This window comes from Microbacterium sp. USHLN186 (genome assembly GCF_037145155.1).
Lineage (GTDB): Bacteria > Actinomycetota > Actinomycetes > Actinomycetales > Microbacteriaceae > Microbacterium.
On record NZ_JBBCYA010000004.1, the window covers coordinates 1 to 25105 of the forward strand.

A 25105-nucleotide genomic window follows, 5' to 3' on the forward strand; every position below is an offset into this window, starting at 1 on the left:
GATAACCCCGCCCAACTCGACGCACACGCCACCATGCACCCCGACACCGCCCGCACCCTCGCCGGACACACCACCGGCTGGACCCGCCTCTTCCTCGACCCCACCGGCCTGCTCACCCACACCGACACCTACACCCCCACCGAACCCATGCGCCGCTTCCTGCGCGCCCGCGATCAGCACTGCCGCTTCCCCGGCTGCCGCATGCCCATCCATCGCTGCGAGAGCGACCACACGCTCGACTGGGCCCTCGGCGGCCCGACCTGTATCGACAACCTCGCCCACCTCTGCCCCGCCCACCACGCGCTCAAGCACCCCGATGTCCCTGATCAGCATCGGTGGAGCGCCCGGCAGTTGCCGGACTGGACCCTCGAATGGACCAGCCCCACCGGACGCACCCACCACGACCGACCCCCACGACGCGTCATGTTCACCCCCAGCCCACCACCACCAGCTAAGCACGGCGAAACACCACCCTGGGAGATCGACGGCGGCTGAGCCGTCAGGAGGATGAAGCGCCGGGGGTGTTCACCGCACCGCCGAAGCGGCGATCGCGCGCGAGGTAGATCCCGATGGCGCTCCACAGCTCCTCGCGCGAGAAGTCCGGCCACAGCGTGTCGAGGAAGACCATCTCGGCGTACGCGGACTGCCAGAGCAGGAAGTTGGAGGTGCGCTGCTCCCCTGAGCTGCGCAGGAACAGGTCGACATCAGGCATGTCCGGCACGTACAGGTACCGGCGGATCTGCTTCTCGGTGATGGCACTGGGTCGCATCCGCCCGGCCTTGACCTCCTCGGCCATCGCGCGCATGGCGTCGACCAGCTCGACCCGACCGCCGTAGTTCACGCACATCGTGAGCGTGAGCACGTCGTTGTCCTTCGTGAGCTGCTCGGCGAACTGCAGCTCCTTGATGACCGAGCCCCAGAGCCGCGGCTTGCGCCCCGCCCACCGCACGCGCACACCCCACTCGTTGAGCTGGTCGCGTCGGCGGTGCAGCACGTCGCGGTTGTAGCCCATGAGGAAGCGCACCTCCTCGGGCGAGCGCGCCCAGTTCTCTGTCGAGAACGCGTACACCGACAGGTGCTTCACCCCGGCCTGGATCGCGCCCGCGACGACGTCGAGCAGGACCTCCTCGCCGGCCTTGTGCCCCTCGATCCGGTTCAATCCCCGCCGGTTCGCCCAGCGTCCGTTCCCATCCATCACGATCGCGATGTGCTCGGGGACTGCGGGGAAGGCCGGCGGCGTCTTACCCGTCCAGTCCAGCGGGCGGAACGGCACGGCATCCTTGTGCGTGTACGGCTTCGGGGTCACCGTGCTCCTTCTCGAAGAGTGCGGGGCGGGGCGCCCGTCGCCGGGCGGGTGATGTGCTCGAGCGAGCGGATGCCGCGTTCGAGGTGCCACTGCGCATAGGCGGCGATGGTGCCGGATGCCGCAGCCAGATCCCCCGCCGGGGCGGAATCGATCATCGGCCAGTCGCCCGCCATCAGGGCGCGCAGCAGCGCCAGCGCCGACGGGGGGATGCGGGGGCTGCCGGCCGGTGCGCACGCCGGGCACACCGAGCCGCCCAGCTGGGCGCCGAAGTGCGCATGCGGGCCGGGCGCACCGCACCGTGCGCAGTGGTCCAAAGCGGGCGCCCACCCCGAGAGCGCCATCACCCTCAGCAGATAGGAATCCAGGATGCTGCGGGCGGAATGCTCGCCGCGCGACAGCGAACGCAGTCCGCCGACCAGAAGAAAGTACTGTTCGACCGTGGCCTCCGCCTCGTTCAGCCGATCGGCCGTCTCGACCATCGCGCTGGCCGCCGTGAAGCGCTCATAGTCCACGGCGATGTCAGCGCCATAGGCCCCCAGGGAGTCGGCCTGCTGCACGATGTCGAGCGAACGGCCCTTGTACATCTGGACATCGGCGACCATGAACGGCTCCAGGCGCGAGCCGAACTTCGACGACGTGCGTCGCACTCCCTTCGCGACCGCGCGGATCTTGCCGTTGCGCCGAGACAGCATGGTGACGATCCGGTCAGCTTCACCCAGCTTGTGGGTGCGCAGGATCACCGCTTCGTCTCGATACGTGGGCACCTGACGATTATCCCCCGGGCACGCGAGAATGGACGGGTGACCGAACCGCTCTTCACCATCCCGCTCTGGGCGGACCTGCTCGGTGTCGGCCTGGGCGGCATCCAGGGCGCGATGTTCGCATCCGGCTTCCAGGGCCAGCGCCGGCTGGACTGGCTCGGGGTCGCGATCATCGGCGTGATGATCGGCATGGGTGGCGGTCTCATCCGCGACCTCATGATGGGTCAGCCGCCGGCCACGCTGCAGAGCGACTGGTACCTCGTCACCGCGGGCGGTGCGGCGCTGTTCGGGATGCTGCTCGCCGGCGTCTTCCAGCGCATCAACACCTTCATCGTGGTGCTCGACGCGGTCGTCATCGGCATGTTCGGGGCATTCGGAGTCAGCAAGGCGATCGCCTTCGGCATCCCGCCGGTGCCGGCGGTGTTCATCGGGGTGTGCGCTGCGGTCGGCGGCAGCATGCTGCGCGATGCGCTGATGGGACTGCCGGTCGCGATCATGCACGTCGGATCGCTCTACGCGGTGGCCGCCGGAGTGGGCTGCACGGCGATCGTCGTGATGCACGCGTTCGGCGTCGCGATCTCACTGGCGGCGGTGATCGGGATCATCGTGACCGCCGTGATCCGGGTGCTCGCGGTGCTCTTCGACGTGTCGCTGCCCGAGCAGCGCCGGCTGTACCGGCGCAAGGTGGCCACCGAGACGGGGATGGTCCCGATCATCGAGTCGTGACCCTTCGACAGGCTCAGGGACCCAGGAAGGCTCAGGGACCCAGGAAGGCTCAGGGACCCAGGACGGTGCAAATCCTGGGCCGCTGAGCCTGTCAAAGCGTGCTCAGGCGCTGACGAGCTCGCGCTCCCGGGTGCGGATGGACCGGTTCACGCACGACACGATCGCCTTGAGCGAGGCCGTCGAGATGTCGCCGTCGATGCCGACGCCCCACAGGCGCTGATCGTCGACCTGCAGCTCGACATAGGCGGCCGCCTGCGCGTCACCGCCCGTGGAGAGCGTGTGCTCGACGTAGTCGTACAGCGAGATGTCAAAGCCACGGTCGCGCAGTATCTCGATGAACGCCGCGATGGGCCCGTTGCCGCGACCGGATGCCGGCTCGCTGGCATCCCCGTCGCGCAGCACGATGTCGAGCGACACCTCCCCCGACATGTCACTGCGGGTCTGCGTGCCCAGCAGCTCGAAACGTCCCCACTTGGCGGACTGGTCGTCGGCGGGCAGGTACTCGTCGGTGAAGATCGACCAGATCTGCTCGCTGGTGACCTCGCCGCCCTCGGCATCCGTCTTCGCCTGCACCACACCCGAGAACTCGATCTGCAGCTTGCGCGGCAGGTCGAGCGCGTGATCCGTCTTCAGCAGGTAGGCCACGCCGCCCTTGCCGGACTGGGAGTTCACCCGGATGACGGCCTCGTACGAGCGGCCGAGGTCCTTCGGGTCCACCGGCAGGTAGGGCACACCCCACTCGATCTCGTCCACCGAGACGCCCCGCTCCTCGGCCTTCGCGGCCATCGCCTCGAAGCCCTTCTTGATGGCGTCCTGGTGCGACCCGCTGAACGCGGTGAAGACCAGGTCGCCGGCCCACGGGCTGCGCTCGGGCACCGGCAGCTGATTGCAGTACTCGACGGTCCGCTTGACCTGATCGATGTCACTGAAGTCGATCTGCGGGTCGATGCCCTGCGTGAACAGGTTGATGCCCAGCGCGACGAGGTCGACGTTGCCGGTGCGCTCGCCGTTGCCGAACAGGCATCCCTCGATGCGGTCAGCGCCCGCCAGGTAGCCGAGCTCCGCGGCGGCGATCGCGGTGCCGCGGTCGTTGTGCGGGTGCAGCGACAGGATCACGTTCTCGCGGTGCGCGAGGTGGCGGTTCATCCACTCGATCGAGTCCGCGTAGACGTTGGGCGATGCCATCTCGACCGTCGCCGGCAGGTTGATGATCACCTTGCGGTCAGGGGTGGGCTCGAGCACCTCGATCACCGCGTTGCAGACCTCCACGGCGTACTCCAGCTCGGTGCCGGTGTAGCTCTCCGGCGAGTACTCGTAGTACACCTGCGTGTCGGGGATGCGCTTCTCGAACCGGCGGCACAGCCGCGCCCCCTCCAGGGCGATCTGCTTGACGCCCTCGCGGTCGGAGCGGAAGACGACCTCGCGCTGCAGCACGCTCGTGGAGTTGTAGAAGTGCACGATCGCCTGCTTGGCGCCGGTGATGGCCTCGTAGGTGCGCTCGATGAGGTGCTCACGGCACTGCGTCAGCACCTGGATGGTGACGTCGTCGGGGATGAGGTCCTCTTCGATCAACTGGCGCACGAAGTCGAAGTCGGTCTGGCTGGCCGAGGGGAACCCGACCTCGATCTCCTTGTAGCCCATGCTCACGAGCAGCTCGAACATGACGCGCTTGCGCTCGGGCGACATCGGGTCGATCAGGGCCTGGTTGCCGTCGCGCAGGTCGACCGCGCACCAGCGCGGCGCTTCTGTGATGCGCTTCGACGGCCAGGTGCGGTCCTCGAGCTCGATGCGGATCTGCTCGTGGAACGGACGGTACTTGTGCACCGGCATCGCGGAGGGCTTCTGGTGGTTCTTCATGATGGGGCTGCTTCTCTTCGTCAGAAAACGTGCTCAGGCCAACTCAAGCGCCGCGACGAGGAAGGCCCGATGATCAGGACTCGTCGCGGCAGCTAAGAAGAAGCAGACCGCCCAGAGGCATGCATCGATGCTAACACCCTGCTTGGCACAATGCTCACGCTTGTGCGCGTACGGGCTCGATCAGGGGATCAGCGCGAGCTTGCCGCCCGGGTGCCCCTCGGCCAGGAGGCGCAGCGCATCCGGCGCCTGTGCCAGCGGGTACTCCCGTGCCATCGGCACGATCAGCTCGCCGCGCTCGGCGGCCTCCACAAGCGGCAGCCGCGCCGCGTCGCGGTAGCGCGCCGTCTCAGGATCGGAGCCGGCGCTGGCCTGGAACCCGTGCTCGGCGGCGGCGCGGGGCGCGACGATCGTGACGATCCGTCTGCGGTCGCTCACCAGGGCGAGCGAGGCCTGGGTGGCCTCGTCCGTCCCGGCCGCGTCGAGGGCGGCGTCGACCCCGGTGATCCCGGCATCCGACATCGCGGTGCGGATGCGCGACAGCATCCCGTCGCCGTACTCGACCGGGATGCCGCCGAACCGGCGCACCTCGTCGAAGCGCGCGCGACCGGCCGTGCCGATGATCCGGATGCCGCGCAGCGCCGCCTGCTGGAGGACGCTCACCCCGACCGCGCCGGAGGCGGCGTGCAGCAGGAGCGTGTCCCCCGGCTGCGCGGCCACCGCGTGCAGCATGGCGGCGGCGGTGGTCCCGGCGAGCAGCAGGTTCGCGGCCTCGGCGTGGGTGAGCGTCGCGGGCTTTCGCAGCACCTTCTGCGCGGGCAGCGTGAGCTCGCTGGCGTAGCCGCCGCTCACGCGGAATGCGATCACCTCATCGCCGATCGCGACCGGTCCGGTCACGATCTCGGTGTCCGGTCCGACCGCGGTGACGACGCCGGAGACCTCGTAGCCGATCAGCGCGGGCAGCTCGACTCCTGCGCGAGGCGAGGCGACGTGCTTGGCATCGGCCGGGTTCACGCCGGCCGCGTGCACTCGGACCGTCAGCTCACCGGCATCCGGCGCCGGGACGTCGTACTCCTCGAGACGCCACCCGTCGGGCGATCCCCCCTGCGGGGCGATCCAGCGCCGGGCCATCTCAGAAGCCCAGCCGTCCGAGCTGCTTGGGATCGCGCTGCCACTCCTTCGCCACGCGCACGTGCAGCTTGAGGAACACCCGTGTGCCGAGCAGCTCCTCGATGCCGGCGCGCGCGGCGGCCCCCACGTCGCGCAGCCGCGCTCCTCGGCGCCCGATGATGATCGCCTTCTGGCTGTCGCGCTCGACGACGATCGAGGCGTGCACGTCGGTGAGGTCGCTGTCCTCGCGCGGCGCGACCTCGTCGACCACGACCGCGATCGAGTGCGGCAGCTCGTCGCGCACCCCCTCCAGCGCCGCCTCGCGGATCAGCTCGGCGATGCGGTCCTCCTCGGACTCGTCGGTGACGATCCCCTCCTCGTACAGCCGCGGCCCCTCGGGCATCAGCCGCAGCATCTCGTCGGCGAGCACGTCCAGCTGATCGCGGGTGAGGGCGGACAGCGGGATCACCGCGGCCCAGTCCTCGCGCAGCGAGTCGACCTCCATCAGCCGCTCGACGATCTCGTCGCGGTCGCCGACGTCGGTCTTGGTGACGATGGCGACCTTCTTCGCACGCGGGTATCCGTCGAGCGACGCGGCGATGCGACGATCCCCGGGGCCGATCTTCTCGGTCGCCGGCACGCAGAACCCGATCACATCGACATCGCCGAGCACCTGCTCGACGAGATCGTTCAGACGCTCTCCGAGCAGCGTGCGCGGGCGGTGGATGCCGGGGGTGTCGACGATCACGAGCTGACCATCGGGCCGGTTCAGGATGCCGCGGATCGCACGCCGGGTGGTCTGCGGCTTCTCGCTGGTGATGGCGATCTTCTCGCCCACCAGGGCGTTCGTCAACGTCGACTTGCCGACGTTCGGCCGGCCCACGAAGGTCACGAACCCACTTCGGGTCTGGTCAGTCATCTCGTCGCCCTTCCTCATCGGTCTGCTGGTCGTCGGGCAGCGGTGCGCGTTCGACGAACACCGTGGCGATGCCGCGTCCCCGCCCCCGCGACGCCCCGCCGGTGAGCACCAGCCCGCCGACCGTGACCGTCACGCCCGGCTGCGGCACCCGCCCGAGCTCCTTGGCCAGCAGGCCGCCGATCGACTCGACGTCCTCGTCCTCGAGCTCCAGGCCGAACAGGTCGCCGACGTCCTCGAGCCCGAGCCGGGAGTTCACCCGGTAACGGCCGTCCGCCAGCTCGACCACCTCGGCCGGCCCGCGGTCGTACTCGTCCGCGATCTCGCCGACCAGCTCCTCGATGAGATCCTCCAGGGTGACCAGGCCGGAGATGCCGCCGTGCTCGTCCACGACGATGCACACGTGCACGGCGTCGCGCTTCATCTGCTGCAGCAGGGTCTCGGCGCGCATCGACTCCGGCACGAACACCGCCGGGCGCGCGATCGGGCGCACCGGCGCACCGCGCCAGGAGCTCTCGTCCCGGTAGGCGAACTGCACGAGGTCCTTGAGGTAGAGCACGCCGACCACGTCGTCGGCCTCGTCGTCGACGACGGGCATGCGCGAGACGCCGGTGCGCAGGAACAGCTCCATGGCCTCGGTCGTCGTGGCCTGCGCGTCGACGGTCATCATCTCGGTGCGCGGCACCATGACCGCCCGCACGAACTGGTCGGTGAAGTCGAACACCGAGTGGATGAGGTCGCGGTCGTCCTCCTCGATGAGCAGGTTCGACGCGGCCTCGTCGACCATGCTCAGCAGCTGCTCCTCTGAGGCGAAGCTGCTGCGCCCGGCGCCGGGGGTGACCCGCTGACCTGCGGCGACCAGGGCCTGGGCGAGCGGACCGAGCAGGATGCGCACGGCGCGCACGACCGGCGCCCAGGTGCGCAGCATCGAGGTCGCGCGCATCCGCCCGAACGAGCGCGGGCTCGCGCCGACGAGCACGAAGGTGATGCCGGTCATCAGCACCGCCGCGGCGAGCATCGCCCACCAGATGCTGGGCAGCAGCGCATCCAGCGCCACGGTGACGAGCACTGCGGCCGTCGTCTCGGCCAGCACGCGCATGAAGGCGACGGCGTTGACGTACGCGGCGGGGTCGGCGGCGATGCGGCGCAGGGCGGCTGCATTGCGGCCCTCCTGCGCCATCGACTCCAGATCGGAGTTCGAGCTGACCGAGAAGGCCGCATCGACGGCGGCCATCAGGCCGCCGAAGGCGACCAGCAGCACGGCCGCCGCGAGCAGTATCGCCGGGGTCATCGACGGCGTTCGACGCGCGCGAAGCCCTCGATCAGCGACTTCTGCAGCCCGAACATCTCACGCTCCTCGTCCGGCTCGGCGTGATCGAAGCCGAGCAGGTGCAGCAGCCCGTGCGTGGTCAGCAGGATCAGCTCGTCCATGAGGGAGTGCCCGGCAGTCTGCGCCTGCGACTCGGCCACCTGCGGGCACAGCACGATGTCGCCGAGCAGCCCGGGCGGGGTGGGGTGATCCGGGCTGCCGGGACGCAGCTCGTCCATCGGGAAGCTGAGCACGTCGGTCGGCCCGGGCTCGTCCATCCACTGCACGTGCAGCGACTCCATCGCGCCCTCGTCGACCAGGACGATCGCCACCTCGGCATCCGGGCTCACGTGCAGCTGGGCGAGGTTGAAGTCGGTCAGCCGCTGCAGCACCGTCTCGTCGACGTCGATGGCCGATTCGTTGTTGATCTCGATCATTTCAGGCCTCGTTTCGGCATCCGGTCGCGGGGTGCGGGACGCTGCCCGCCGCGGCGCTCGGCACGGTTGGCGAACTGGTGCGCCTGCTCACGCTCCACGCGGGCGGCCGTGCGCTGCTCGTCGTACTCGCTGTACGCGTCGACGATGCGCCCGACCAGCGAGTGGCGCACCACGTCCTCGCTGGTCAGTCGCGAGAAGTGGATGTCGTCGATGTCGCCGAGCACCCGGGTGACCAGTCGCAGACCCGACGCACCCTGCGGCAGATCCACCTGGGTGATGTCGCCGGTCACGACCATCTTGGTGCCGAAGCCCAGCCGGGTCAGGAACATCTTCATCTGCTCGGGCGTGGTGTTCTGCGCCTCATCGAGCACCACGAACGAGTCGTTCAGGGTGCGCCCACGCATGTAGGCCAGCGGCGCGACCTCGATGGTGCCGGTCGCCATCAGCCGCGGCACCACCTCGGGGTCCATCATCTCGTTCAGTGCGTCGTAGAGCGGACGCAGGTACGGGTCGATCTTGTCGGTGAGCGAACCGGGCAGGAAGCCCAGCCGCTCCCCCGCCTCGACCGCAGGGCGGGTGAGGATGATCCGCTGCACCTCCTTGCGCTGCAGCGCTTGCACGGCCTTCGCCATCGCGAGGTACGTCTTGCCGGTACCGGCCGGGCCGATGCCGAACACGATGGTGTTCTCCTCGATGGCGTCGACGTACTCCTTCTGGCCGAGCGTCTTCGGCCGGATCACCCGGCCGCGCGTGGACAGGATCGCCTCGCCGAGCACCTCGCTGGGCCGAGGGCCCTCGTCACGGCGAAGGATCCGCGCGGACTGCTCCACGTCGCTCGGGCCGAGGTCGTGCCCGGAGCGGGTCATCTCGATCAGCTCCTCGACCAGGCGCCGTGCCGCGGCCACATCGTCGCGCGCGCCGCCCAAGCTGATCTCGTTGCCGCGGACCATGACCTGCACAGCCGGATGCTGCTTCTCGAGCATCCGCAGCAGACGGTCGTGCGGACCCAGCAGCTGCACCATCGCGATGCCGTCCACGAACAGTCGCTCGACGTGCTCGGGCTGCGCGGGGAACGACGGCGCCGCACTGTCGGAGGCCGAACCGGCGTCCGAGCGCGAACCGGCGTCGGAAGCTGAATCAGTGTCAGAAGCCAACGAGCTTGCCCTCCTCGATGTTGCCGAGCACGTGCGCGTGCACATGGAAGACCGACTGGGCGGCACTGGCGCCGTTGTTGAAGATCAGCCGGTAGTCGCCGTTGGCGTGCTCGGTCGCGAGCCGCTTGGCCACGTCCACCATCTCTGCCATCAGGCCCGGGTCGCCGGCGGCGAGCTCGGTGACGTCGCGGTACTGCTCGGTCTTTGGGATCACAAGCACGTGCAGCGGCGCCTGCGGGTGGATGTCGCGGATCGCGAAGACCCGGTCGGTCTCGGCGAGGATCTCGCCCGGGATCTCCCCGTTGCGGATGCGGGTGAAGATCGACGGTTCGCTCATGTCCCCAAGTCTATTCACCAGCGACCGAGGTTGGCCGAGAGCACCGCGATGGCCGCCGGCCCCGCGGTAGAGGTGCGCAGCACCGTCTCGCCGAGCCGGACGCGCTCGGCGCCGGCCGCCTCGAGAAGAGCGAGCTCGTCCGGGGCGATGCCGCCCTCGGGTCCGACGACGAGCAGCAGGTCGCGCCCGTCCGGACGGATGCCGCTGAGCGGCGCATCGCACCAGGGGTCCAGCAGCAGCATCCGGGTGTCGGCGGCTCGCTCGGCGAGCTGCGCCGTGCTGACCACCTCGGTCACGGTCGGCACCCACGCGCGGTGCGCCTGCTTGGCGGCCTCGCGCACGATGCTCGTCCAGCGCGCCCGGCCCTTCTCGGCCTTCGGCCCCGACCAGCGCGAGACGCTGCGCGCGGCCTGCCAGGGCACGATCTCGTCCACGCCCAGCTCGCATGCCGCCTGCACGGCCAGCTCGTCACGGTCGCCCTTCGCCAGCGCCTGCACGAGGACGATGCGCGTCTCGGGCCCGGCCTGCACGCGCCGCGCGGTGATGCGCACGTTGACCTGGGCGGCGGTGACATCCTGCGCGGTGCCCTCCAGCCAGACTCCCGAGCCGTCGCCGAGCGTGATGGTCTCGCCCACTCGCACCCGCCGCACGGTCGAGGCGTGGTGCGCCTCGGTGCCGGTCAGGCGGATGACGTCGCCGACGGCGGCGTCAGTGCAGTCGGGGACGACGAAGTGCAGGGCCATGGTGCTCCGATCGGCTGGGGAGAGAGTCGGTCAGTGAGTCAGCGGCGACGCGAACCGGTTCGCGTCAGTGGGTGCGGAAGCGGTCGCGCAGCTTCGAGAACAGCCCCTGCTGGAACTGCGCGAGCTTGGGCGCGGGCGCCTTGGTGCGCTTCGCGAAGTCCTCGATGAGCTTGCGCTGCGCACCGTCCAGCCGGGTCGGCGTGATCACCTGCACGCCCACGCGCAGGTCGCCGCGCTGGGTCCCGCGCAGCGGGGTGATCCCGCGTCCGGCGATGGTCAGCACGTCGCCGGACTGCACACCGGTGCGCAGTTCGAGATCGACCGCGCCGTCCAGACCCTCGATGGTGGTGGTGGTGCCGAGGATGGCATCCGTCATCGATACCTCGAGCGTCGCGAGCAGGTCGTCGCCGTCGCGGCTGAACACCGGGTGCGGGGCGACCGAGATCTCCACGTACAGGTCGCCGTGCGGCCCGCCCGCGCGGCCCACCTCGCCCGAGCCGGGCAGCTGCAGTCGCAGGCCGGTCTCGACGCCGGCCGGGATGTCCAGCGCCACCGTGCGGCGCGAGCGCACCCGCCCCTGACCCGCGCACGAACCGCACGGGTTGGGGATGACGGTGCCGTATCCCTCGCAGCTGCCGCACGGCTGCGTGGTGACGACGTTGCCCAGCAGGCTGCGCACTTGACGCTGGACGTGGCCGCTGCCGCCGCACACGTCGCAGGTGACCGGCGAGGTGCCGGGCTGGCAGCAGCTGCCCTGGCACGTCTCGCAGAGCACCGCCGTGTCGACCTCGATGTCGCGGTGCACGCCGAAGACGACGTCGCCGAGCTCGAGGGTGACCCGCACGAGCGCGTCCTGGCCCCGCTCGCGACGCGAGCGCGGACGCGCGGAGCGGGCGCCGCCGGCTCCGAAGAACGTCTCGAAGATGTCGCCGAACCCGCCGAACCCGCCGAAGCCGCCGGCCTGGTCCCCGCCCATGTCGTACCGGCGCCGGGAGTCCTCGTCGCTGAGCACGTCGTACGCGTGCGTCACGAGCTTGAACCTCTCCGCGGCATCCTCACCCGGGTTGACGTCCGGGTGCAGCTGACGCGCCAGCTTGCGGTAGGCCTTCTTGATCTCGTCCTGGGAGGCGTCTCTCGACACCCCGAGGACTTCGTAGTGATCCGCCACGGTCACCTTTCTTCGTGTGCGTGAATATGTGCCGGCCACCGCATCAGCGGGCGGCCTCGTCCTCTTCGAGCATCCGCGACAGGTAGCGGGCCACGGCCCGTGCTGCGGCGAGGTTGCTCGGATAGTCCATGCGCGTCGGGCCCATCACGCCGACGCGTGCGGAACCGCCCGCGGACCCGTAGGTGCTCGCGACGATCGAGGCCTCCCCGAGACCGAACGGCGCGTTCTCGGTGCCGATGCTGGTGGCCAGGCCCTGCTCGTCGGTGACCATCTCGCTCATCAGCCGCAGCAGGGTCACCTGCTCCTCGATCGCCTCGAGCAGCGGATGGATGCTGCCGCGGAAGTCGTGCTCGCGGCGCGCGAGGGTCGCCGCTCCCGCCATGACCAGCCGCTCCTGGCGGAACTCGGCGAGCTCCTCGCCGATCACCGCGGCCAGCGCGGAGATCGCCGGATGCAGATGCGCGACGGGTCCGGACGGCTCGGGTTCGGCGATGGCGGAGATCCGCTCGGCGGCCTCGCTGACCGCGCGCCCGGTGATGAGGGCGGCCAGCTGCGCGCGCAGCACGGCGACATCGGCGTCGTCGACCTCCATCGGCAGCGGCGAGATGCGCTGCGACACGCCACCGGCGTCGGTGACCAGCACGACGAGGATTCGCGTGGGCGCGAGCGCGACGAGCTCGACGTGCGTCACCGCGGCCCGGGCGAACGAGGGGTACTGCGCGAGCGCGACCTGCCCGGTCAGCTGGGTCAGCACGCGCACCGTGCGCGCCATGAGGTCGTCGAGGTCGCTGGGCGCGGCGAGGAACGACTCGATCGCCGTGCGTTGCGGTGCCGAGAGCGGACGCAGCTGCGCGAGGTGGTTGACGAAGACGCGGTAGCCCTTGTCGGTCGGCACGCGCCCCGAGGAGGTGTGCGGGGCTACGATGAGCTCCTCGTCCTCGAGCTGGGCCATGTCGTTTCGGATGGTCGCCGCGGACACCCCGAAGGCGTGCCGCTCGACGATGGACCTGCTGCCGACCGGCTCGTGCGTGGCGACGTAGTCCTGCACGATCGCACGGAGGACCTCCAGCCCTCGCTCTGTGACCATGATCCCTCCCGCTGACACTCGAACCGACTCCGCCCGGCACCTGGATTGGCACTCCGGCCCCCAGAGTGCCAATCCTACCCCGGGTCACCTGCGCGCTGACCGCCGACGGGGTTCAATCCGTGAGCGCGCGCACCACGGCATCCGCCAGCAGACGTCCGCGCAGGGTGAGGCGCACCCGGCGCTCGCGCAGCGCCGCCTGCGGGTCGATCAGTCCGTCGCCGATCAGCTCCGCGACGCGGGCACGACGCTGCGCGGCGATGTCCGCGATGGCGAGCCCCTCCGCGAGCCGGCTCTGCAGCAGCACCCGCTCGAGTGTTCGGGCCTCGGGATCCGGGCGTTCGCGTCCCGCAGCGGGCGAGTCCCCGCTCGCGAGACGCTGCGCGTACGCCGCGGGGTGCTTGACGTTCCACCAGCGCAGTCCGGCGACGTGGCTGTGCGCGCCGGGACCGAAGCCCCACCAGTCCGAGCCGCGCCAGTAGGCCATGTTGTGCCGTGAGCGGTGGTCGACAGGACTGGGTCCCTGAGCCTGTCGAAGGGCCGTCGAAGGACGGGCCCAGTTGCTCACCTCGTACCACTCGAACCCGGCAGCGGCGAGCCGCGCGTCGGCGGCCTCGTACATGTCCGCCTGCAGGTCGTCGTCGGGGGCGGGCACGTCGCCGCGACGGATCTGCCGGGCGAGCTTCGTGCCGTCCTCGATGATCAGCGCGTACGCCGAGATGTGGTCGGGCTGCAGGGCGAGAGCGGCATCGAGCGACCGCTCCCAGTCCGCGAGAGTCTCGCCCGGCGCGCCGTAGATGAGGTCGACGCTCACGTCCAGTCCCGCCGCGCGCGCCGCCTCTACCGCGGTGCGCACGTTCTCGGGCCGGTGCGTGCGGTCCAGCGCGGCCAGCACGTGCGGCACCGCCGACTGCATCCCGATCGACAGGCGGGTGACGCCGGCGCCGACGAGCGTGCGCACCACGTCGGGCGTGACCGTGTCGGGATTCGCCTCGACCGTGACCTCGGCACCGTCGCGGATGCCGAACGCGGCCGTCGCCGCGGTGAGCATCCGGGCCAGGTCGCCCGGTGGCAGCAGCGTCGGCGTGCCCCCGCCGAAGAACACCGTGTCGAGCGGGCGGATGCCGCCGGTCTCACCGAGCACAGCGCGGGCGAGCTCGATCTCGCGGATCAGCGTGTCCGCGTACTCGTCCTGGCGTGCGCCGCGCAGCTCGGTGGCCGTGTAGGTGTTGAAGTCGCAGTAGCCGCAGCGCACGCGGCAGAACGGCACGTGCAGGTAGGCCGAGAACGGCACGGCGGGATCCACCGGCAGATCCGCCGGCAGGCGGCCGTCGGCCGGAGCCGGGTCACCCAGAGGCAGTGCTCCCGCCATCAGAGCGGCGTCGCGTACAGCGGCGAGATGGCGCGCAGGTACAGCGCGAAGAGCTCGCGCCGGCGCCGGCGCACCATGCCGGGCAGCCGGTACAGCAGCGACACCGGGGCGTCGAAGGCGCGCACGGTGAACCACACCTCGTCGGTGTCCTCGCGCCAGTCCAGGTCGAACGACTCCTCGCCGCTGACGACCGAGCCACCCACGGTGCCCAGCACGAATCCGATCCGGCGGCGCTCCTCGGTCACCGAGATGACGCGCAGCTCGGCATCCGCACGCATGCCCTTCACGCGCCCGTGCAGCTTCAGCGTCATCCCCGGCGCGACGAACGGCGTCCCCTCGGCGTCGAAGCGCTGCTCGAGCTGCGAGCGGTTCGGGGCGATCGGGATGCCCTCGGCGTCGAAGCTCACGCCGGTGTACGCAGAACCGGCGGCGGGGCGCACGTCGCGCAGCTCGAGTCCGGCCGCGCGCTGCGCGGTCCACGACAGCAGCGCCTCACCGGCGGTGCGGAAGCGATCCTCGCCGCTGCCGATGCGCCAGGAGTCCTCCGCCGGGATGCTGCGCTCTGGCGGGTACTGCATGAGGTCGGGCGCATGGGTCGCACCGACCGCGGCATAGTCGACCGTGCCTTCTCGGAATGTCCCGCGACGCATGATTCCCAGCCTAAGCGACCTGCCTGAACGCGACGTGCAGCCGGCTCGGCCTACTTCTTCTCCTTGCCCTCGACATCGCCCGAGAGCGCGGCGATGAACGCCTCCTGCGGCACCTCGACCCGGCCGACCATCTTCATGCGCTTCTTGCCCTCCTTCTGCTTCTCGAGCAGCTTGCGCTTGCGGCTGATGTCACCGCCGTAGCACTTGGCGAGCACGTCCTTGCGGATCGCGCGGATGGTCTCGCGGGCGATGATGCGCGCGCCGATGGCCGCCTGGATAGGCACCTCGAACTGCTGCCGCGGGATGAGCTTGCGCAGCCGCTCGGCCATCATCGTGCCGTACGCGTAGGCCTTGTCGCGGTGCACGATCGAGCTGAACGCGTCGACCTTCTCGCCCTGCAGCAGCACGTCGACCTTGACCAGGTCGGCCTCCTGCTGGCCGGTGGGCTCGTAGTCGAGCGAGGCGTAGCCCTGCGTGCGCGACTTCAGCTGGTCGAAGAAGTCGAAGACGATCTCGCCGAGCGGGATGCTGTAGCGCAGCTCGACCCGCTCCTCCGAGAAGTACTCCATGCCCAGCAGCGAACCGCGGCGCGACTGGCACAGCTCCATCACGGTGCCCACGTAGTCCTTGGGCAGCAGGATCGCCGCCTTGACCATGGGCTCGGACACCGACGCGACGCGTCCGTCCGGGTACTCGCTGGGGTTGGTCACCACGACCGTCTCGCCCGTGTCGGTGAGGACCTCGTAGATCACGCTCGGCGCGGTGGTGATCAGATCGAGGCCGAACTCCCGCGAGAGCCGCTCGGTGATGATCTCCAGGTGCAGCAGGCCCAGGAAGCCGCAGCGGAAGCCGAAGCCCAGCGCGACCGAGGTCTCGGGCTCGTACTGCAGCGACGCGTCCGACAGCTTCAGCTTGTCGAGGGCCTCGCGCAGCTCGGCGTAGTCGCTGCCGTCGATCGGATAGATCCCCGAGAACACCATCGGCTTCGGGTCGGTGTAGCCGGCGAGAGCCTCGGATGCCGGTCCGCGCGCGGTCGTGATGGTGTCGCCGACCTTCGACTGGCGCACGTCCTTCACCCCGGTGATGAGGTAGCCCACCTCGCCGACGCCGAGCCCCTTCGATGGGATCGGCTCGGGGCTGGACACGCCGATCTCGAGCAGGTCGTGCGTGGCCTTGGTCGACATCATCTGGATGCGCTCGCGCGGGTTGAGCTGACCGTCCACCATGCGCACGTACGTCACGACGCCCCGATAGGAGTCGTACACGGAGTCGAAGATCATCGCGCGCGCCGGCGCGTCGGGGTCCCCGGTCGGTGCGGGGATCTCCTGCACAATGCGGTCGAGGAGATCCTCGACGCCCACGCCGGTCTTGCCCGAGACGCGCAGCACGTCCTCGGGGCGGCCGCCGATGAGATCCGCGAGCTCCTTGGCGAACTTCTCGGGATCAGCGGCGGGCAGATCGATCTTGTTCAGCACCGGGATGATCGTGAGGTCGTTCTCGAGCGCGAGATACAGGTTGGCCAGAGTCTGCGCCTCGATGCCCTGCGCGGCGTCCACCAGCAGGACGGCGCCCTCGCACGCGGCGAGGGAGCGCGACACCTCGTAGGTGAAGTCGACGTGGCCGGGCGTGTCGATCATGTTCAGCGCGTAGACCTCTTCATTGGCTCCCTGAGCCTGTCGAAGGGCCCACGGCATGCGCACCGCCTGGCTCTTGATGGTGATGCCGCGCTCGCGCTCGATGTCCATGCGGTCGAGGTACTGGGCGCGCATGTCGCGTTCGGCGACCGATCCGGTCACCTGCAGCATCCGGTCGGCGAGGGTCGACTTGCCATGATCGATGTGGGCGATGATGCAGAAGTTGCGGATCTGCGTGGCGGGCGTCGCGGCCGGCGACAGCGGGGTGAGAGCGCGGGGTGACATGTGGTCCTCAGTGCGTCTGAAAGGGTTCCGCCAAGTCTACGTTCCGGCCGCGGCAATCCCCCATTCCACTTCCGCGGTGATAGTCTCGCGAAGTTGCCCGGAGGCCGTTCGTGAGATCGGATGCCACGTGCGACAGGACTCCGTCACAGGCACTCGTCAGTGGCTGTCCGGCGCCGGCTCCGGGGCGATGTGTTTGAATTGCATGCGACCCAGCGCAGCGTCGGCAGATCCCGCGTGCGTCTGTAGAAGAGAAAGAATCATCACCTTGATCAAGTATCTCGTGCGCCGGACACTCGGCTGGCTGCTCATGATCGTGGTCGCGACGAATGTCACCTACTTCCTGGCCTGGTCATTCCTCGATCCGCGAAGCAACTACGTCGGGCGCAAGCCTCCTTTGAGCCCAGAGCAGATCGAAGGTCTGCTCGGCCCCCGCAACCTCAGCGAGAGCACACCGCTGATCGAGCGGTGGTGGACCTGGCTCACCGGCATCCTGCTGCGCTGGGACTGGGGCGTGAGCCCCACGGGCGGCTCGGTGAACAACGAGATCGGGTACCGCATGTGGGTCAGCGCCGAGCTGGTGCTCGGGGCCACCATCATCATGACCGTGCTGGGCATCTGGATCGGCGTGTACACGGCATCCCACCAGTACAAGCTCGGCGACCGCATCTGGCAGGCCGTGTCGATCATCACGATGAACATCAACATCATCGTCGCCGCCCTCGCCGTGGTGATCCTCGCGATCAACTTCAACAACTGGGTCGACACGCGCGTCTTCTACGTCACCGGGTCGTCCAGCGAGGGGGTCACCGGATTCTTCCCGGTGCTCATCGACGCGCTGCAGCACCTCATCCTGCCCACGATCGCCCTGGTCGTCACCGGGTACGCGGGCACGCACTTCCTGCAGCGCTCGCTGCTGCTCGACAACATCAGCGCGGACTACGTGCGCACCGCACGCGCCAAGGGGCTCACCAAGTCCCAGGCGATCCGGCGCCACGCGCTGCGCACATCGCTGATCCCCGTGGCCACGCAGGTCGCGTTCTCGATCCCCGCGATCTTCACCGGCGCCATCCTGACCGAGACGATCTTCGCCTGGCAGGGCATGGGGCGCTACTTCCTGACCACGATCAACGGCAACGATGTGCACGGTGTGGTCGCCGTCGCCGCCTTCGGCGCCGTGCTGACCGCGATCGGCGCCGTGCTGGCCGACATCGCGGTCGTGGTCCTCGACCCGCGAGTGAGGGTGAGCTGACATGACCACCGAGATGATCGACTCCGAGATCCAGCCGCCGGTCGGACCGGACACCACGGCAGAGCGGATCCCCACCAAGCAGCTGTCGAAATGGACGCTGTACACGCGCCGCTTCATGCGCAACAAGCCGGCGGTGTTCGGCATCGTCGTCTTCGTCGTGCTCGCCCTGGCCTCCCTCATCGTGCCGCTGTTCGCGCGTTGGGACGTCAACGAGATGGACTTCCTGAATCTGTCGACGGGCCCCTCGTCCGAGCACTTCTTCGGCACGAACGCCTCGGGCAACGACACCTTCACGCAGACCTTCGTGGGCCTGCAGCGCTCGCTGATGATCGCCCTCGTCGTCTCCGTCGGCGTCACGGTGATCTCGGCGATCGTCGGCACCGCGGCGGCCTACTTCGGCGGCACCGTCGAGCGGGTGACGCTCATCATCATCCACTTCTTCATGGTGGTGCCGACCTTCCTCATCCTCGCCCTGGTCTCCAACGACGCGGGCGGCGACTGGCGGGTGATCTCCCTCGCGCTGATCTTCACCGGCTGGTTCTTCCCCGCTCGCGTGATCTGGACCATGGCGCTGTCGCTGCGAGAGCGGGAGTACGTGCACGCCGCGCGCTACATGGGTGTCCCTGGAATGCGCGTGGTGCTGCGGCACCTGCTGCCGAACGTCGGCTCCCTGCTGGTGATCAACTTCACCCTCGGCGTGGTGGCCGCGGTGATGACCGAGACGGGCCTGTCGTTCATCGGCTTCGGTGTGAAGATCCCCGACGTCTCGCTCGGCTCGCTCATCGGCGAGGGGGCGGCCAGCGTCACCAGCGCACCGTGGCTGTTCTACTTCCCCGCCCTGGCCCTCACCCTGCTGACCGTGTCGATGGCGCTCGTCGCCGACGGTCTGCGCGATGCCCTCGATCCCACCTCTGCGGCGGGAGGCCGTGCATGAGCAACGTACTCTCCGTCCGTGACCTCAAGGTCAGCTTCGCCTCGGAGGCCGGCCGCGTCGACGCCGTGCGCGGGGTCTCGTTCGACCTCGAGGCCGGCAAGACGCTCGGCATCGTGGGCGAGTCCGGCTCGGGCAAGTCGGTCACCTCGCTGGCGATCATGGGCCTGCTCGACGAGAACGCGCGCGTCACCGGGTCCATCCAGTTCGAGGGCGAGGAGCTGCTCGGCAAGACCGACAAGCAGATGTCGGTGATCCGCGGCAACGGCATGGCGATGGTCTTCCAGGACCCGCTCACCTCGCTCACGCCGGTGTTCACGATCGGCGATCAGCTGATCGAGGCGCTCACCGTGCATCGCAGCCTGTCGCGCAGCCAGGCCTGGGACCGCTCGCTCGAGCTGCTGCGCCTGGTCGGCATCCCCGAGCCCGAGAAGCGGATGAAGTCGTTCCCGCACGAGTTCTCCGGCGGCATGCGCCAACGCGTGGTCATCGCCATCGCGATGGCGAACAACCCGCGTCTGATCATCTGCGACGAGCCGACGACGGCGCTCGACGTGACCATCCAGGCGCAGATCCTCGACCTCATCGAAAAGGCGCAGGACGAGACCGGCGCCGCGGTGATCATGATCACCCACGACATGGGCGTCGTGGCGCGCACGGCCGACGACGTCATGGTGATGTACGCCGGCAAGCCCGTCGAGCACGCCCCGGCGCACGAGTTGTTCCACCGCACCCGGATGCCGTACTCGATCGGACTGCTCGGCGCGATCCCCCGCGTCGACAAGGTCGAGAAGGAGCCCCTGACTCCCATCAAGGGCAACCCGCCGCTGCTGATCGACCTGCCAGACGCGTGCCCGTTCGCGGCGCGCTGCCCCATCGCGATCCCGGCGTGCGTGCAGGGCGAGCCTGCGCTGCTGCCGGTGGCCACCGGCGGCGGCCAGTCGCACCTGGCGGCGTGCATCCGCGCCGATGAGATCGACGACGACGCGCGCATCGGCGGCCTGCCGGTGTACCCGGTCGCCCCGATCCCCGAGAGCGATCTCACCCGCACCCCGCGCGAGCAGCGCCCGGTGACGCTCGAGGTGCGCAACATGGTCAAGACGTTCCCGCTGACCAAGGGCGCCTTCCTCAAGCGCAAGGTGGGCGAGGTGCACGCGGTCAAGGGCGTGAGCTTCGATGTGCGCGAGGGCGAGACCATGGCGATCGTGGGCGAGTCCGGCTCGGGCAAGACCACGACACTGCTGCAGATCATGGACTTCGAGAAGCAGGCCGACGGCGACATCATCATCGCCGGCACGAGCGTGAACGAGCTGCACGACCGCAAGCTCGAGCGCCGGCTGCGCCGCGACATCCAGATCGTCTTCCAGGACCCGATGGGTGCGCTCGACCCGCGCATGACCGTGACCGACATCATCGCCGAGCCGATGCGCGCCATCGGCATGGCCAAGGACGAGGTCAACGCCCGAGTGCACGAGCTGATGGACCTGGTGGGACTGAACCCCGCCCACCGCGACCGCTTCCCCGGCGCGTTCTCGGGTGGTCAGCGCCAGCGCATCGGCATCGCCCGCGCGCTCTCGACCAACCCGAAGATCATCGTGCTCGACGAGCCGGTCTCGGCGCTGGACGTGTCGATCCAGGCCGGCGTGATCAACCTGCTCGACGAGCTCAAGGTCAAGCTGGGGCTGTCGTACCTGTTCGTCGCCCACGACCTCTCGGTCATCCGCCACATCGCCGACCGCGTCGCGGTGATGTACCTCGGCGAGTTCGTCGAGCACGGCGATGTCGACGACGTCTTCGACAACCCGCAGCACCCCTACACACAGGCGCTGCTGTCGGCGATCCCCGTGCCCGACCCCGACATCGAGCGCACCCGTCAGCGCGTCGTGTTCGATCCGGAGACCATGTCGACGCGTCCGGCAACGGTCTGATCACCGTCCGATAACAGTTAGTCACGATTCACTGTCGCGGCCGCCGCATGTCCGGAAGCGCGAACTATTCTCCCCATATGACACGCCGCAAGGCGAAAGGAGCACCATGAAGCAGCAGAAGCTGATGGGAGCGCTGGCACTCACCGGCGCTTTCGCACTCGTCCTCACCGGGTGCGCCTCTGACACCGGCAACAAGGGTGGCAGCGGCGACGACGGCGACGCCGTCGAGACCTCGGCCGCGGACTACAACCCGCAGCCCCGCGAGAACCTCAAGGAGGGCGGCACGGTCAACTTCCCGATCAACGAGATCCCCGAGCAGCTGAACGCCTTCCACGGTGACGGCAGCGCCGACACCGCACGCGTCGCCGCGTGGTACATGCCGCAGATCCTGCTGCAGAAGCCCGACGGCACGCCCTACAAGCACGACGCGTACCTCGACGAGTGGAAGATCGACACCGTCGACGGCAAGACGCAGATCACCTTCACGTTCACCGACGAGGCCACCTGGAACGACGGCACGCCGATGGACTGGACCGCGATCGACGCGACCTGGAAGGCGAGCCGCTCGACCGACGAGGGCTTCGTCCCCAACGCCACCGACGGCTACAAGGAGATCGAGAAGGTCGAGCAGGGCGACACCCCCAAGACCGCGATCGTCACCTTCAAGGGCGAGTTCGCCTGGCCGCAGATGCCGTTCCTCACGGGCGTCATCCACCCGGCCCTGGCCGACCCGGACACGTTCAACACCGCGATGATCGACAACCCGCACGCCGAGTGGGGCGCGGGTCCCTACACGGTCGACGAGTTCGACGCGAACAAGGACTACATCTCGTTCAAGCCGAACGACAAGTGGTGGGGCGACAAGCCGCTGCTCGACAAGGTCACCTTCAAGGGCATGGACTCGCAGGCCTCGATCAACGCGTTCAAGAACGGCGAGATCGACATGGTCGGCGTGGGCACCAAGGACCGCCTCGCGCAGGTCAAGGACATGAAGGACATCGAGATCTACCGCGCGCAGCAGACCGCCAACACGCTGCTCGAGGTCGACGCCGACAAGCCGCAGTTCGCAGACGTCAAGGTGCGCGAAGCCTTCTTCAAGGCCATCGACATCGACCAGCAGAAGAAGATCGCCTGGAACGGCCTCGGATACGAGGAGGAGCCGGCCGGTTCGCTGACGCTCTTCTCGTTCCAGCCGGGCTACACCAACGCGCTCAAGGAGGCCGGCTACAAGTTCGACGTCGACGGCGCCAAGAAGCTGCTCGACGAGGCCGGCTGGAAGGAGGGCTCCGACGGCGTCCGCGAGAAGGACGGCGTCAAGCTCTCGGTGACCTACCCGATCCACAGCGACGACCCCACGCAGAAGGCCCTCGCGCAGTCGATCCAGGCGCAGGAGAAGGCCATCGGCATCGAGGTCAAGGTGGACGTCCGACCGGCGAACAAGTTCGCCGACGACTACAACACCAAGAACTGGGACATCTTCAGCCTGCGCTTCACCTCGTCCGACCCGTTCGGCGCGGCGTGGTTCTGCCAGCTGTACTGCCAGGACATGGGCCTGAACCTCTCGGGCGTGCAGACGCCTGAGATGGACAAGCGCATCCACGAAGAGGTCGAGTCGATCAACGACCCCGAGAAGCAGACGGCTGCGGCCATGAAGCTCGAGGCCGAGATCTTCCAGGACTGGGGCCTCATCCCGCTGTACAACGGTCCGTCCATCTCCGCGACGAAGACGGGTCTGGCCAACCTGACCCCCGAGCCCTACGTGGGCCTGGACCTCTTCGGCGTGCAGCCGGTTGAGAACGTCGGCTGGGAGAAGTAAGCACTGCACGATGTGAGCGGGGCCGGTGGATCATCCACCGGCCCCGCTTTCGTGCGAGAGCGGCACACTTTCCTAAGCTGGACGGGTGACTGCCCAGGTCGTGCTCGTGCACGGGATCCGCACCTCCGCCACCATGTGGCGCTCGCAGCTGGCCTGGCTGGCCGGGCAGGGCATCCCCGCGCACGCCGTGGATCTACCAGGGCACGGCACGCGGATGGGTGAGGACTTCACCCTGCACGAGGCCTTGCACACCCTCGACAGCGCGGTGCGCGCCGCCGCGGACCGCGGCCCGGTCCTGCTGGTGGGTCACTCCATGGGCGGACTGCTGTCACTGGCCTATACCGGCGGAGCCGACGTCCCGCCGGTGGCGGGGCTGGTGGCGGCGTCGTGCACGGCGCTCCCCCGCGGTGCGGCGCTCGGCGCCTACCGGCTGCTCGCCGGTGCGGTGAACTCACTGCCAGGACGGGGTCGGTGGCTCACCGACCGGATGCTGGCCGCGACGATCCCGCCCGAGACGCGGGACGACTTCGGCGCGGGCGGGTACGCGCTCGACGTGCAGGATGCCGCCCTGCGCAGCCTCGCCGTACTGGATCTGCCCACGGCGATCCGTCGCATCCAGGTGCCGCTGCTGTTCGTGAACGGGCAGTTCGACCAGCTGCGCGCGCATGAGGCGCTGTTCCAGCGCCTGGTCCCGCATGCCGAGCTGTTCGTCGTGCCGCGCACGTCGCACCTGGTGACCGCCATGCGTCCCGACGTGTTCAACGCGGTGCTGCGGCTGGCGCTGGCGAAGCTCGGCACCTGGTAACATTGACTCTTGGCTTGCGTGTGGGTTCGTCCCTCACGACCGCTGTACGGCGCCCTCTCTCGTCTGCAGCACTCCCATCCCAACCAGACAGAAAGCGTCACACGTGGCAAACATCAAGTCGCAGATCAAGCGCAACAAGACCAACCTGAAGGCTCAGGAGCGCAACCGCGCCGTCAAGAGCGAGCTGAAGACCCTCGTCCGCAAGACCCGCGAGGCCGTCGTCGCCGGTGACAAGGAGGCCGCGGAGAGCGCACTGAAGGTCGCGTCCGTGAAGCTCGACAAGGCTGTCAGCAAGGGTGTCGTGCACAAGAACCAGGCGAAGAACCGCAAGTCGGCCATCGCCAAGCAGGTCGCCTCGCTCTGACCCGACTCACTCTGCTGTGAAGGTCCGTCCCGTTCGTGGGGCGGACCTTCTGCTGTATCCGGGGATGTCGAGCGTCAGCGAGTCGAAGTGAAGGCGTCGCGGGTCGCGACGACCGTGACCATGCGCTCCAGCGCGAAGATCGGGTCCCGCGTGGCGCCCTTGACCTCGCCGTCCGCGCGAGCGGTCGCCTGGATCGCCATGCCGAGCGAGCGCTCGTTCCATCCGGCGAGGTCCTTGCGCGCGCGATCGACCTGCCAGTCCTTCATGCCGAGCTGCGGCGCGAGCTGCCGGCTCGGCTCACGCCGCCCGGCGACGCGCGCCATGGTGCGCAGCTTCATCGCGAACGCCGCGACCATGGGCACCGGGTCGGCGCCGGATGCCAGCGCATGGCGCAGCGCGACCAGCGCCTCACCGTAGCGACCGGCGATCGCGGTGTCGGCCACGACGAACGCCGAGACCTCGACACGCCCGCCGTAGTACTTCGTGACGACGTCGTCGGTGATATCGCCCTCGACGTCGCCGATCAGCTGCTGGCATGCGGCGGCGAGCTCGGTGAGGTCGTCGGCGAAGGCCGAGACGAGCGCGCGCAGGGCGGCGGGCTGGATGCGCTTCTTCGCGGCCTTGAACTCGCCGGCGGCGAAGTCCACGCGGTCGGAGTCCCGCTTCACAGCGGTGCACGGGATCTCGATGCCGCCGCCCGCGCCCGCGCGCACCGCGTCAAGAAGTTTCTTGCCGCGCACCGTGGCGCCGGTGTGGCGCAGGATCACGGTGGCGCCCTCCTGGGGGGCCTCGGTGTAGCGGACGGCCTCCTGCAGAAAAGCGTCGGAGCACTTCTCGACGCCGGAGACGCGCACGAGCCGGGGCTCGCCGAACAGCGACGGCGAGGTGAGGGCGAGCAGGGTGCCGGCGGCGTAGTCGTCGGCACGGATGTCGCTGACCTCCAGGGCGGGGTCCTCAGCGCGCAGGTAGTCGCGCACGCCGGCGATCGCCCGCTCGGCGAGCACCTCCTCCGGACCCGACACGAGCACGATCGGCGCCGGACGCGGATCGCGCCAGGAGACCTGCGGGATCTTCGCCCCCTTGGCGGCGGCGGAGCGTGGTGCGGCCATGCCTCCAGCCTACCCGCGGGCGCCGACGTGCCGCTGTCGAGCGGATCGTGGGCGGCC

General features: G+C 69.2%; 24 protein-coding genes. 8 read left to right on the forward strand and 16 right to left on the reverse strand.

Annotation, left to right across the window (positions count from 1 at the left end):
• Positions 1-495 (forward strand): HNH endonuclease signature motif containing protein (locus WFG93_RS09315; protein ID WP_336646072.1); only part of this gene is annotated, 495 nt, incomplete at its 5' end.
• Between the two features lie 4 nt (positions 496-499).
• On the opposite strand, the gene WFG93_RS09320 is transcribed toward WFG93_RS09315, so the two are convergent.
• Both WFG93_RS09320 and recO read right to left on the reverse strand, forming a co-directional pair.
• Positions 500-1306 carry an isoprenyl transferase gene (locus tag WFG93_RS09320; RefSeq protein WP_336646073.1) on the reverse strand — a complete coding sequence of 269 codons (807 nt, stop codon included), beginning with the start codon at positions 1304-1306 and terminating at the stop codon, positions 500-502.
• Positions 1303-2070, reverse strand: a complete 768-nt coding sequence (gene recO, locus WFG93_RS09325; protein ID WP_336646074.1) for a DNA repair protein RecO — start codon at positions 2068-2070, stop codon at positions 1303-1305. The genes WFG93_RS09320 and recO overlap by 4 nt, the downstream gene beginning before the upstream one ends.
• A gap of 36 nt (positions 2071-2106) precedes the next feature.
• Between recO and WFG93_RS09330 the strand changes: the two genes are divergently transcribed.
• Positions 2107-2793, forward strand: a complete 687-nt coding sequence (locus WFG93_RS09330; protein WP_336646075.1) for a trimeric intracellular cation channel family protein — start codon at positions 2107-2109, stop codon at positions 2791-2793.
• A gap of 102 nt (positions 2794-2895) precedes the next feature.
• Here the strand turns inward: WFG93_RS09330 and leuA are convergent, their stop codons facing one another.
• The 13 genes from leuA to lepA all read right to left on the reverse strand — a co-directional run bounded on the left by leuA (position 2896) and on the right by lepA (position 16846).
• Complete coding sequence (leuA, locus tag WFG93_RS09335; protein ID WP_336646076.1) at positions 2896-4650, reverse strand: 2-isopropylmalate synthase; 1755 nt, start codon at positions 4648-4650, stop codon at positions 2896-2898.
• A 180-nt stretch (positions 4651-4830) separates the two neighbouring features.
• A complete protein-coding gene (locus WFG93_RS09340; protein WP_336646077.1) occupies positions 4831-5778 on the reverse strand; it encodes an NADP-dependent oxidoreductase in 948 nt (315 codons plus the stop codon).
• Position 5779: 1 nt separating this feature from the next.
• Positions 5780-6676: a GTPase Era gene (gene era, locus WFG93_RS09345; RefSeq protein WP_336646078.1), complete on the reverse strand. Its 897-nt coding sequence runs from the start codon at positions 6674-6676 to the stop codon at positions 5780-5782.
• Positions 6669-7964 carry a hemolysin family protein gene (locus WFG93_RS09350; protein WP_336646079.1) on the reverse strand — a complete coding sequence of 432 codons (1296 nt, stop codon included), beginning with the start codon at positions 7962-7964 and terminating at the stop codon, positions 6669-6671. Before WFG93_RS09350 ends, era begins: the two co-directional genes overlap by 8 nt.
• Complete coding sequence (ybeY, locus tag WFG93_RS09355; RefSeq protein ID WP_336646080.1) at positions 7961-8419, reverse strand: rRNA maturation RNase YbeY; 459 nt, start codon at positions 8417-8419, stop codon at positions 7961-7963. Before ybeY ends, WFG93_RS09350 begins: the two co-directional genes overlap by 4 nt.
• The gene (locus WFG93_RS09360; protein WP_336646304.1) at positions 8416-9441 is read right to left on the reverse strand and encodes a PhoH family protein; all 1026 of its coding nucleotides are present in this window, start codon (positions 9439-9441) and stop codon (positions 8416-8418) included. The genes ybeY and WFG93_RS09360 overlap by 4 nt, the downstream gene beginning before the upstream one ends.
• A 121-nt stretch (positions 9442-9562) precedes the next feature.
• Positions 9563-9910 (reverse strand): HIT domain-containing protein, encoded by a 348-nt coding sequence (locus WFG93_RS09365; RefSeq protein ID WP_336646081.1) that lies wholly within the window; start codon positions 9908-9910, stop codon positions 9563-9565.
• Between the two features lie 14 nt (positions 9911-9924).
• Complete coding sequence (locus WFG93_RS09370) at positions 9925-10653, reverse strand: 16S rRNA (uracil(1498)-N(3))-methyltransferase (protein WP_336646082.1); 729 nt, start codon at positions 10651-10653, stop codon at positions 9925-9927.
• A 64-nt stretch (positions 10654-10717) separates the two neighbouring features.
• Complete coding sequence (gene dnaJ, locus WFG93_RS09375) at positions 10718-11821, reverse strand: molecular chaperone DnaJ (RefSeq protein ID WP_336646083.1); 1104 nt, start codon at positions 11819-11821, stop codon at positions 10718-10720.
• 43 nt (positions 11822-11864) lie between these two features.
• Positions 11865-12908, reverse strand: a complete 1044-nt coding sequence (hrcA, locus tag WFG93_RS09380; RefSeq protein ID WP_336646084.1) for a heat-inducible transcriptional repressor HrcA — start codon at positions 12906-12908, stop codon at positions 11865-11867.
• 112 nt (positions 12909-13020) lie between these two features.
• A complete protein-coding gene (gene hemW, locus WFG93_RS09385) occupies positions 13021-14277 on the reverse strand; it encodes a radical SAM family heme chaperone HemW (RefSeq protein ID WP_336646085.1) in 1257 nt (418 codons plus the stop codon).
• The gene (locus WFG93_RS09390; protein ID WP_336646086.1) at positions 14277-14927 is read right to left on the reverse strand and encodes a DUF1990 family protein; all 651 of its coding nucleotides are present in this window, start codon (positions 14925-14927) and stop codon (positions 14277-14279) included. Before WFG93_RS09390 ends, hemW begins: the two co-directional genes overlap by 1 nt.
• A gap of 50 nt (positions 14928-14977) precedes the next feature.
• Entirely contained in the window at positions 14978-16846 is a 1869-nt protein-coding gene (gene lepA, locus WFG93_RS09395) for a translation elongation factor 4 (protein WP_336646087.1), read from the reverse strand.
• A gap of 265 nt (positions 16847-17111) precedes the next feature.
• Here lepA and WFG93_RS09400 point away from each other — a divergent pair, with 265 nt between their 5' ends.
• From WFG93_RS09400 to rpsT, 6 genes are all read left to right on the forward strand, one after another.
• Positions 17112-18095 (forward strand): ABC transporter permease, encoded by a 984-nt coding sequence (locus tag WFG93_RS09400; RefSeq protein ID WP_336646088.1) that lies wholly within the window; start codon positions 17112-17114, stop codon positions 18093-18095.
• A 1-nt stretch (position 18096) separates the two neighbouring features.
• On the forward strand, positions 18097-19029 hold the full coding sequence (locus WFG93_RS09405) for an ABC transporter permease (RefSeq protein WP_336646089.1): 933 nt from the start codon (positions 18097-18099) through the stop codon (positions 19027-19029).
• Entirely contained in the window at positions 19026-20954 is a 1929-nt protein-coding gene (locus WFG93_RS09410; protein WP_336646090.1) for an ABC transporter ATP-binding protein, read from the forward strand. Before WFG93_RS09405 ends, WFG93_RS09410 begins: the two co-directional genes overlap by 4 nt.
• A gap of 106 nt (positions 20955-21060) precedes the next feature.
• Positions 21061-22770, forward strand: a complete 1710-nt coding sequence (locus WFG93_RS09415) for an ABC transporter family substrate-binding protein (RefSeq protein ID WP_336646091.1) — start codon at positions 21061-21063, stop codon at positions 22768-22770.
• Positions 22771-22855: 85 nt separating this feature from the next.
• On the forward strand, positions 22856-23575 hold the full coding sequence (locus WFG93_RS09420) for an alpha/beta fold hydrolase (RefSeq protein WP_336646092.1): 720 nt from the start codon (positions 22856-22858) through the stop codon (positions 23573-23575).
• 103 nt (positions 23576-23678) lie between these two features.
• On the forward strand, positions 23679-23939 hold the full coding sequence (rpsT, locus tag WFG93_RS09425; protein WP_336646093.1) for a 30S ribosomal protein S20: 261 nt from the start codon (positions 23679-23681) through the stop codon (positions 23937-23939).
• Between the two features lie 74 nt (positions 23940-24013).
• Here the strand turns inward: rpsT and holA are convergent, their stop codons facing one another.
• Positions 24014-25048 carry a DNA polymerase III subunit delta gene (gene holA / locus WFG93_RS09430; protein ID WP_336646094.1) on the reverse strand — a complete coding sequence of 345 codons (1035 nt, stop codon included), beginning with the start codon at positions 25046-25048 and terminating at the stop codon, positions 24014-24016.
• Positions 25049-25105: the final 57 nt, after the last annotated feature.

Bases quoted from the DNA above. Each gene is read 5' to 3' on its own strand.
- leuA (WP_336646076.1), bottom strand. From the start codon at position 4,650: ATGAAGAACCACCAGAAGCCCTCCGCGATGCCGGTGCACAAGTACCGT.
- WFG93_RS09340 (WP_336646077.1), bottom strand. From the start codon at position 5,778: ATGGCCCGGCGCTGGATCGCCCCGCAGGGGGGATCGCCCGACGGGTGG.
- era (WP_336646078.1), bottom strand. From the start codon at position 6,676: ATGACTGACCAGACCCGAAGTGGGTTCGTGACCTTCGTGGGCCGGCCG.
- WFG93_RS09350 (WP_336646079.1), bottom strand. From the start codon at position 7,964: ATGACCCCGGCGATACTGCTCGCGGCGGCCGTGCTGCTGGTCGCCTTC.
- ybeY (WP_336646080.1), bottom strand. From the start codon at position 8,419: ATGATCGAGATCAACAACGAATCGGCCATCGACGTCGACGAGACGGTG.
- WFG93_RS09360 (WP_336646304.1), bottom strand. From the start codon at position 9,441: ATGGTGCAGCTGCTGGGTCCGCACGACCGTCTGCTGCGGATGCTCGAG.
- WFG93_RS09365 (WP_336646081.1), bottom strand. From the start codon at position 9,910: ATGAGCGAACCGTCGATCTTCACCCGCATCCGCAACGGGGAGATCCCG.
- WFG93_RS09370 (WP_336646082.1), bottom strand. From the start codon at position 10,653: ATGGCCCTGCACTTCGTCGTCCCCGACTGCACTGACGCCGCCGTCGGC.
- hrcA (WP_336646084.1), bottom strand. From the start codon at position 12,908: ATGGTCACAGAGCGAGGGCTGGAGGTCCTCCGTGCGATCGTGCAGGAC.
- hemW (WP_336646085.1), bottom strand. From the start codon at position 14,277: ATGGCGGGAGCACTGCCTCTGGGTGACCCGGCTCCGGCCGACGGCCGC.
- WFG93_RS09390 (WP_336646086.1), bottom strand. From the start codon at position 14,927: ATGCGTCGCGGGACATTCCGAGAAGGCACGGTCGACTATGCCGCGGTC.
- lepA (WP_336646087.1), bottom strand. From the start codon at position 16,846: ATGTCACCCCGCGCTCTCACCCCGCTGTCGCCGGCCGCGACGCCCGCC.
- WFG93_RS09405 (WP_336646089.1), top strand. From the start codon at position 18,097: ATGACCACCGAGATGATCGACTCCGAGATCCAGCCGCCGGTCGGACCG.
- WFG93_RS09410 (WP_336646090.1), top strand. From the start codon at position 19,026: ATGAGCAACGTACTCTCCGTCCGTGACCTCAAGGTCAGCTTCGCCTCG.
- WFG93_RS09415 (WP_336646091.1), top strand. From the start codon at position 21,061: ATGAAGCAGCAGAAGCTGATGGGAGCGCTGGCACTCACCGGCGCTTTC.
- holA (WP_336646094.1), bottom strand. From the start codon at position 25,048: ATGGCCGCACCACGCTCCGCCGCCGCCAAGGGGGCGAAGATCCCGCAG.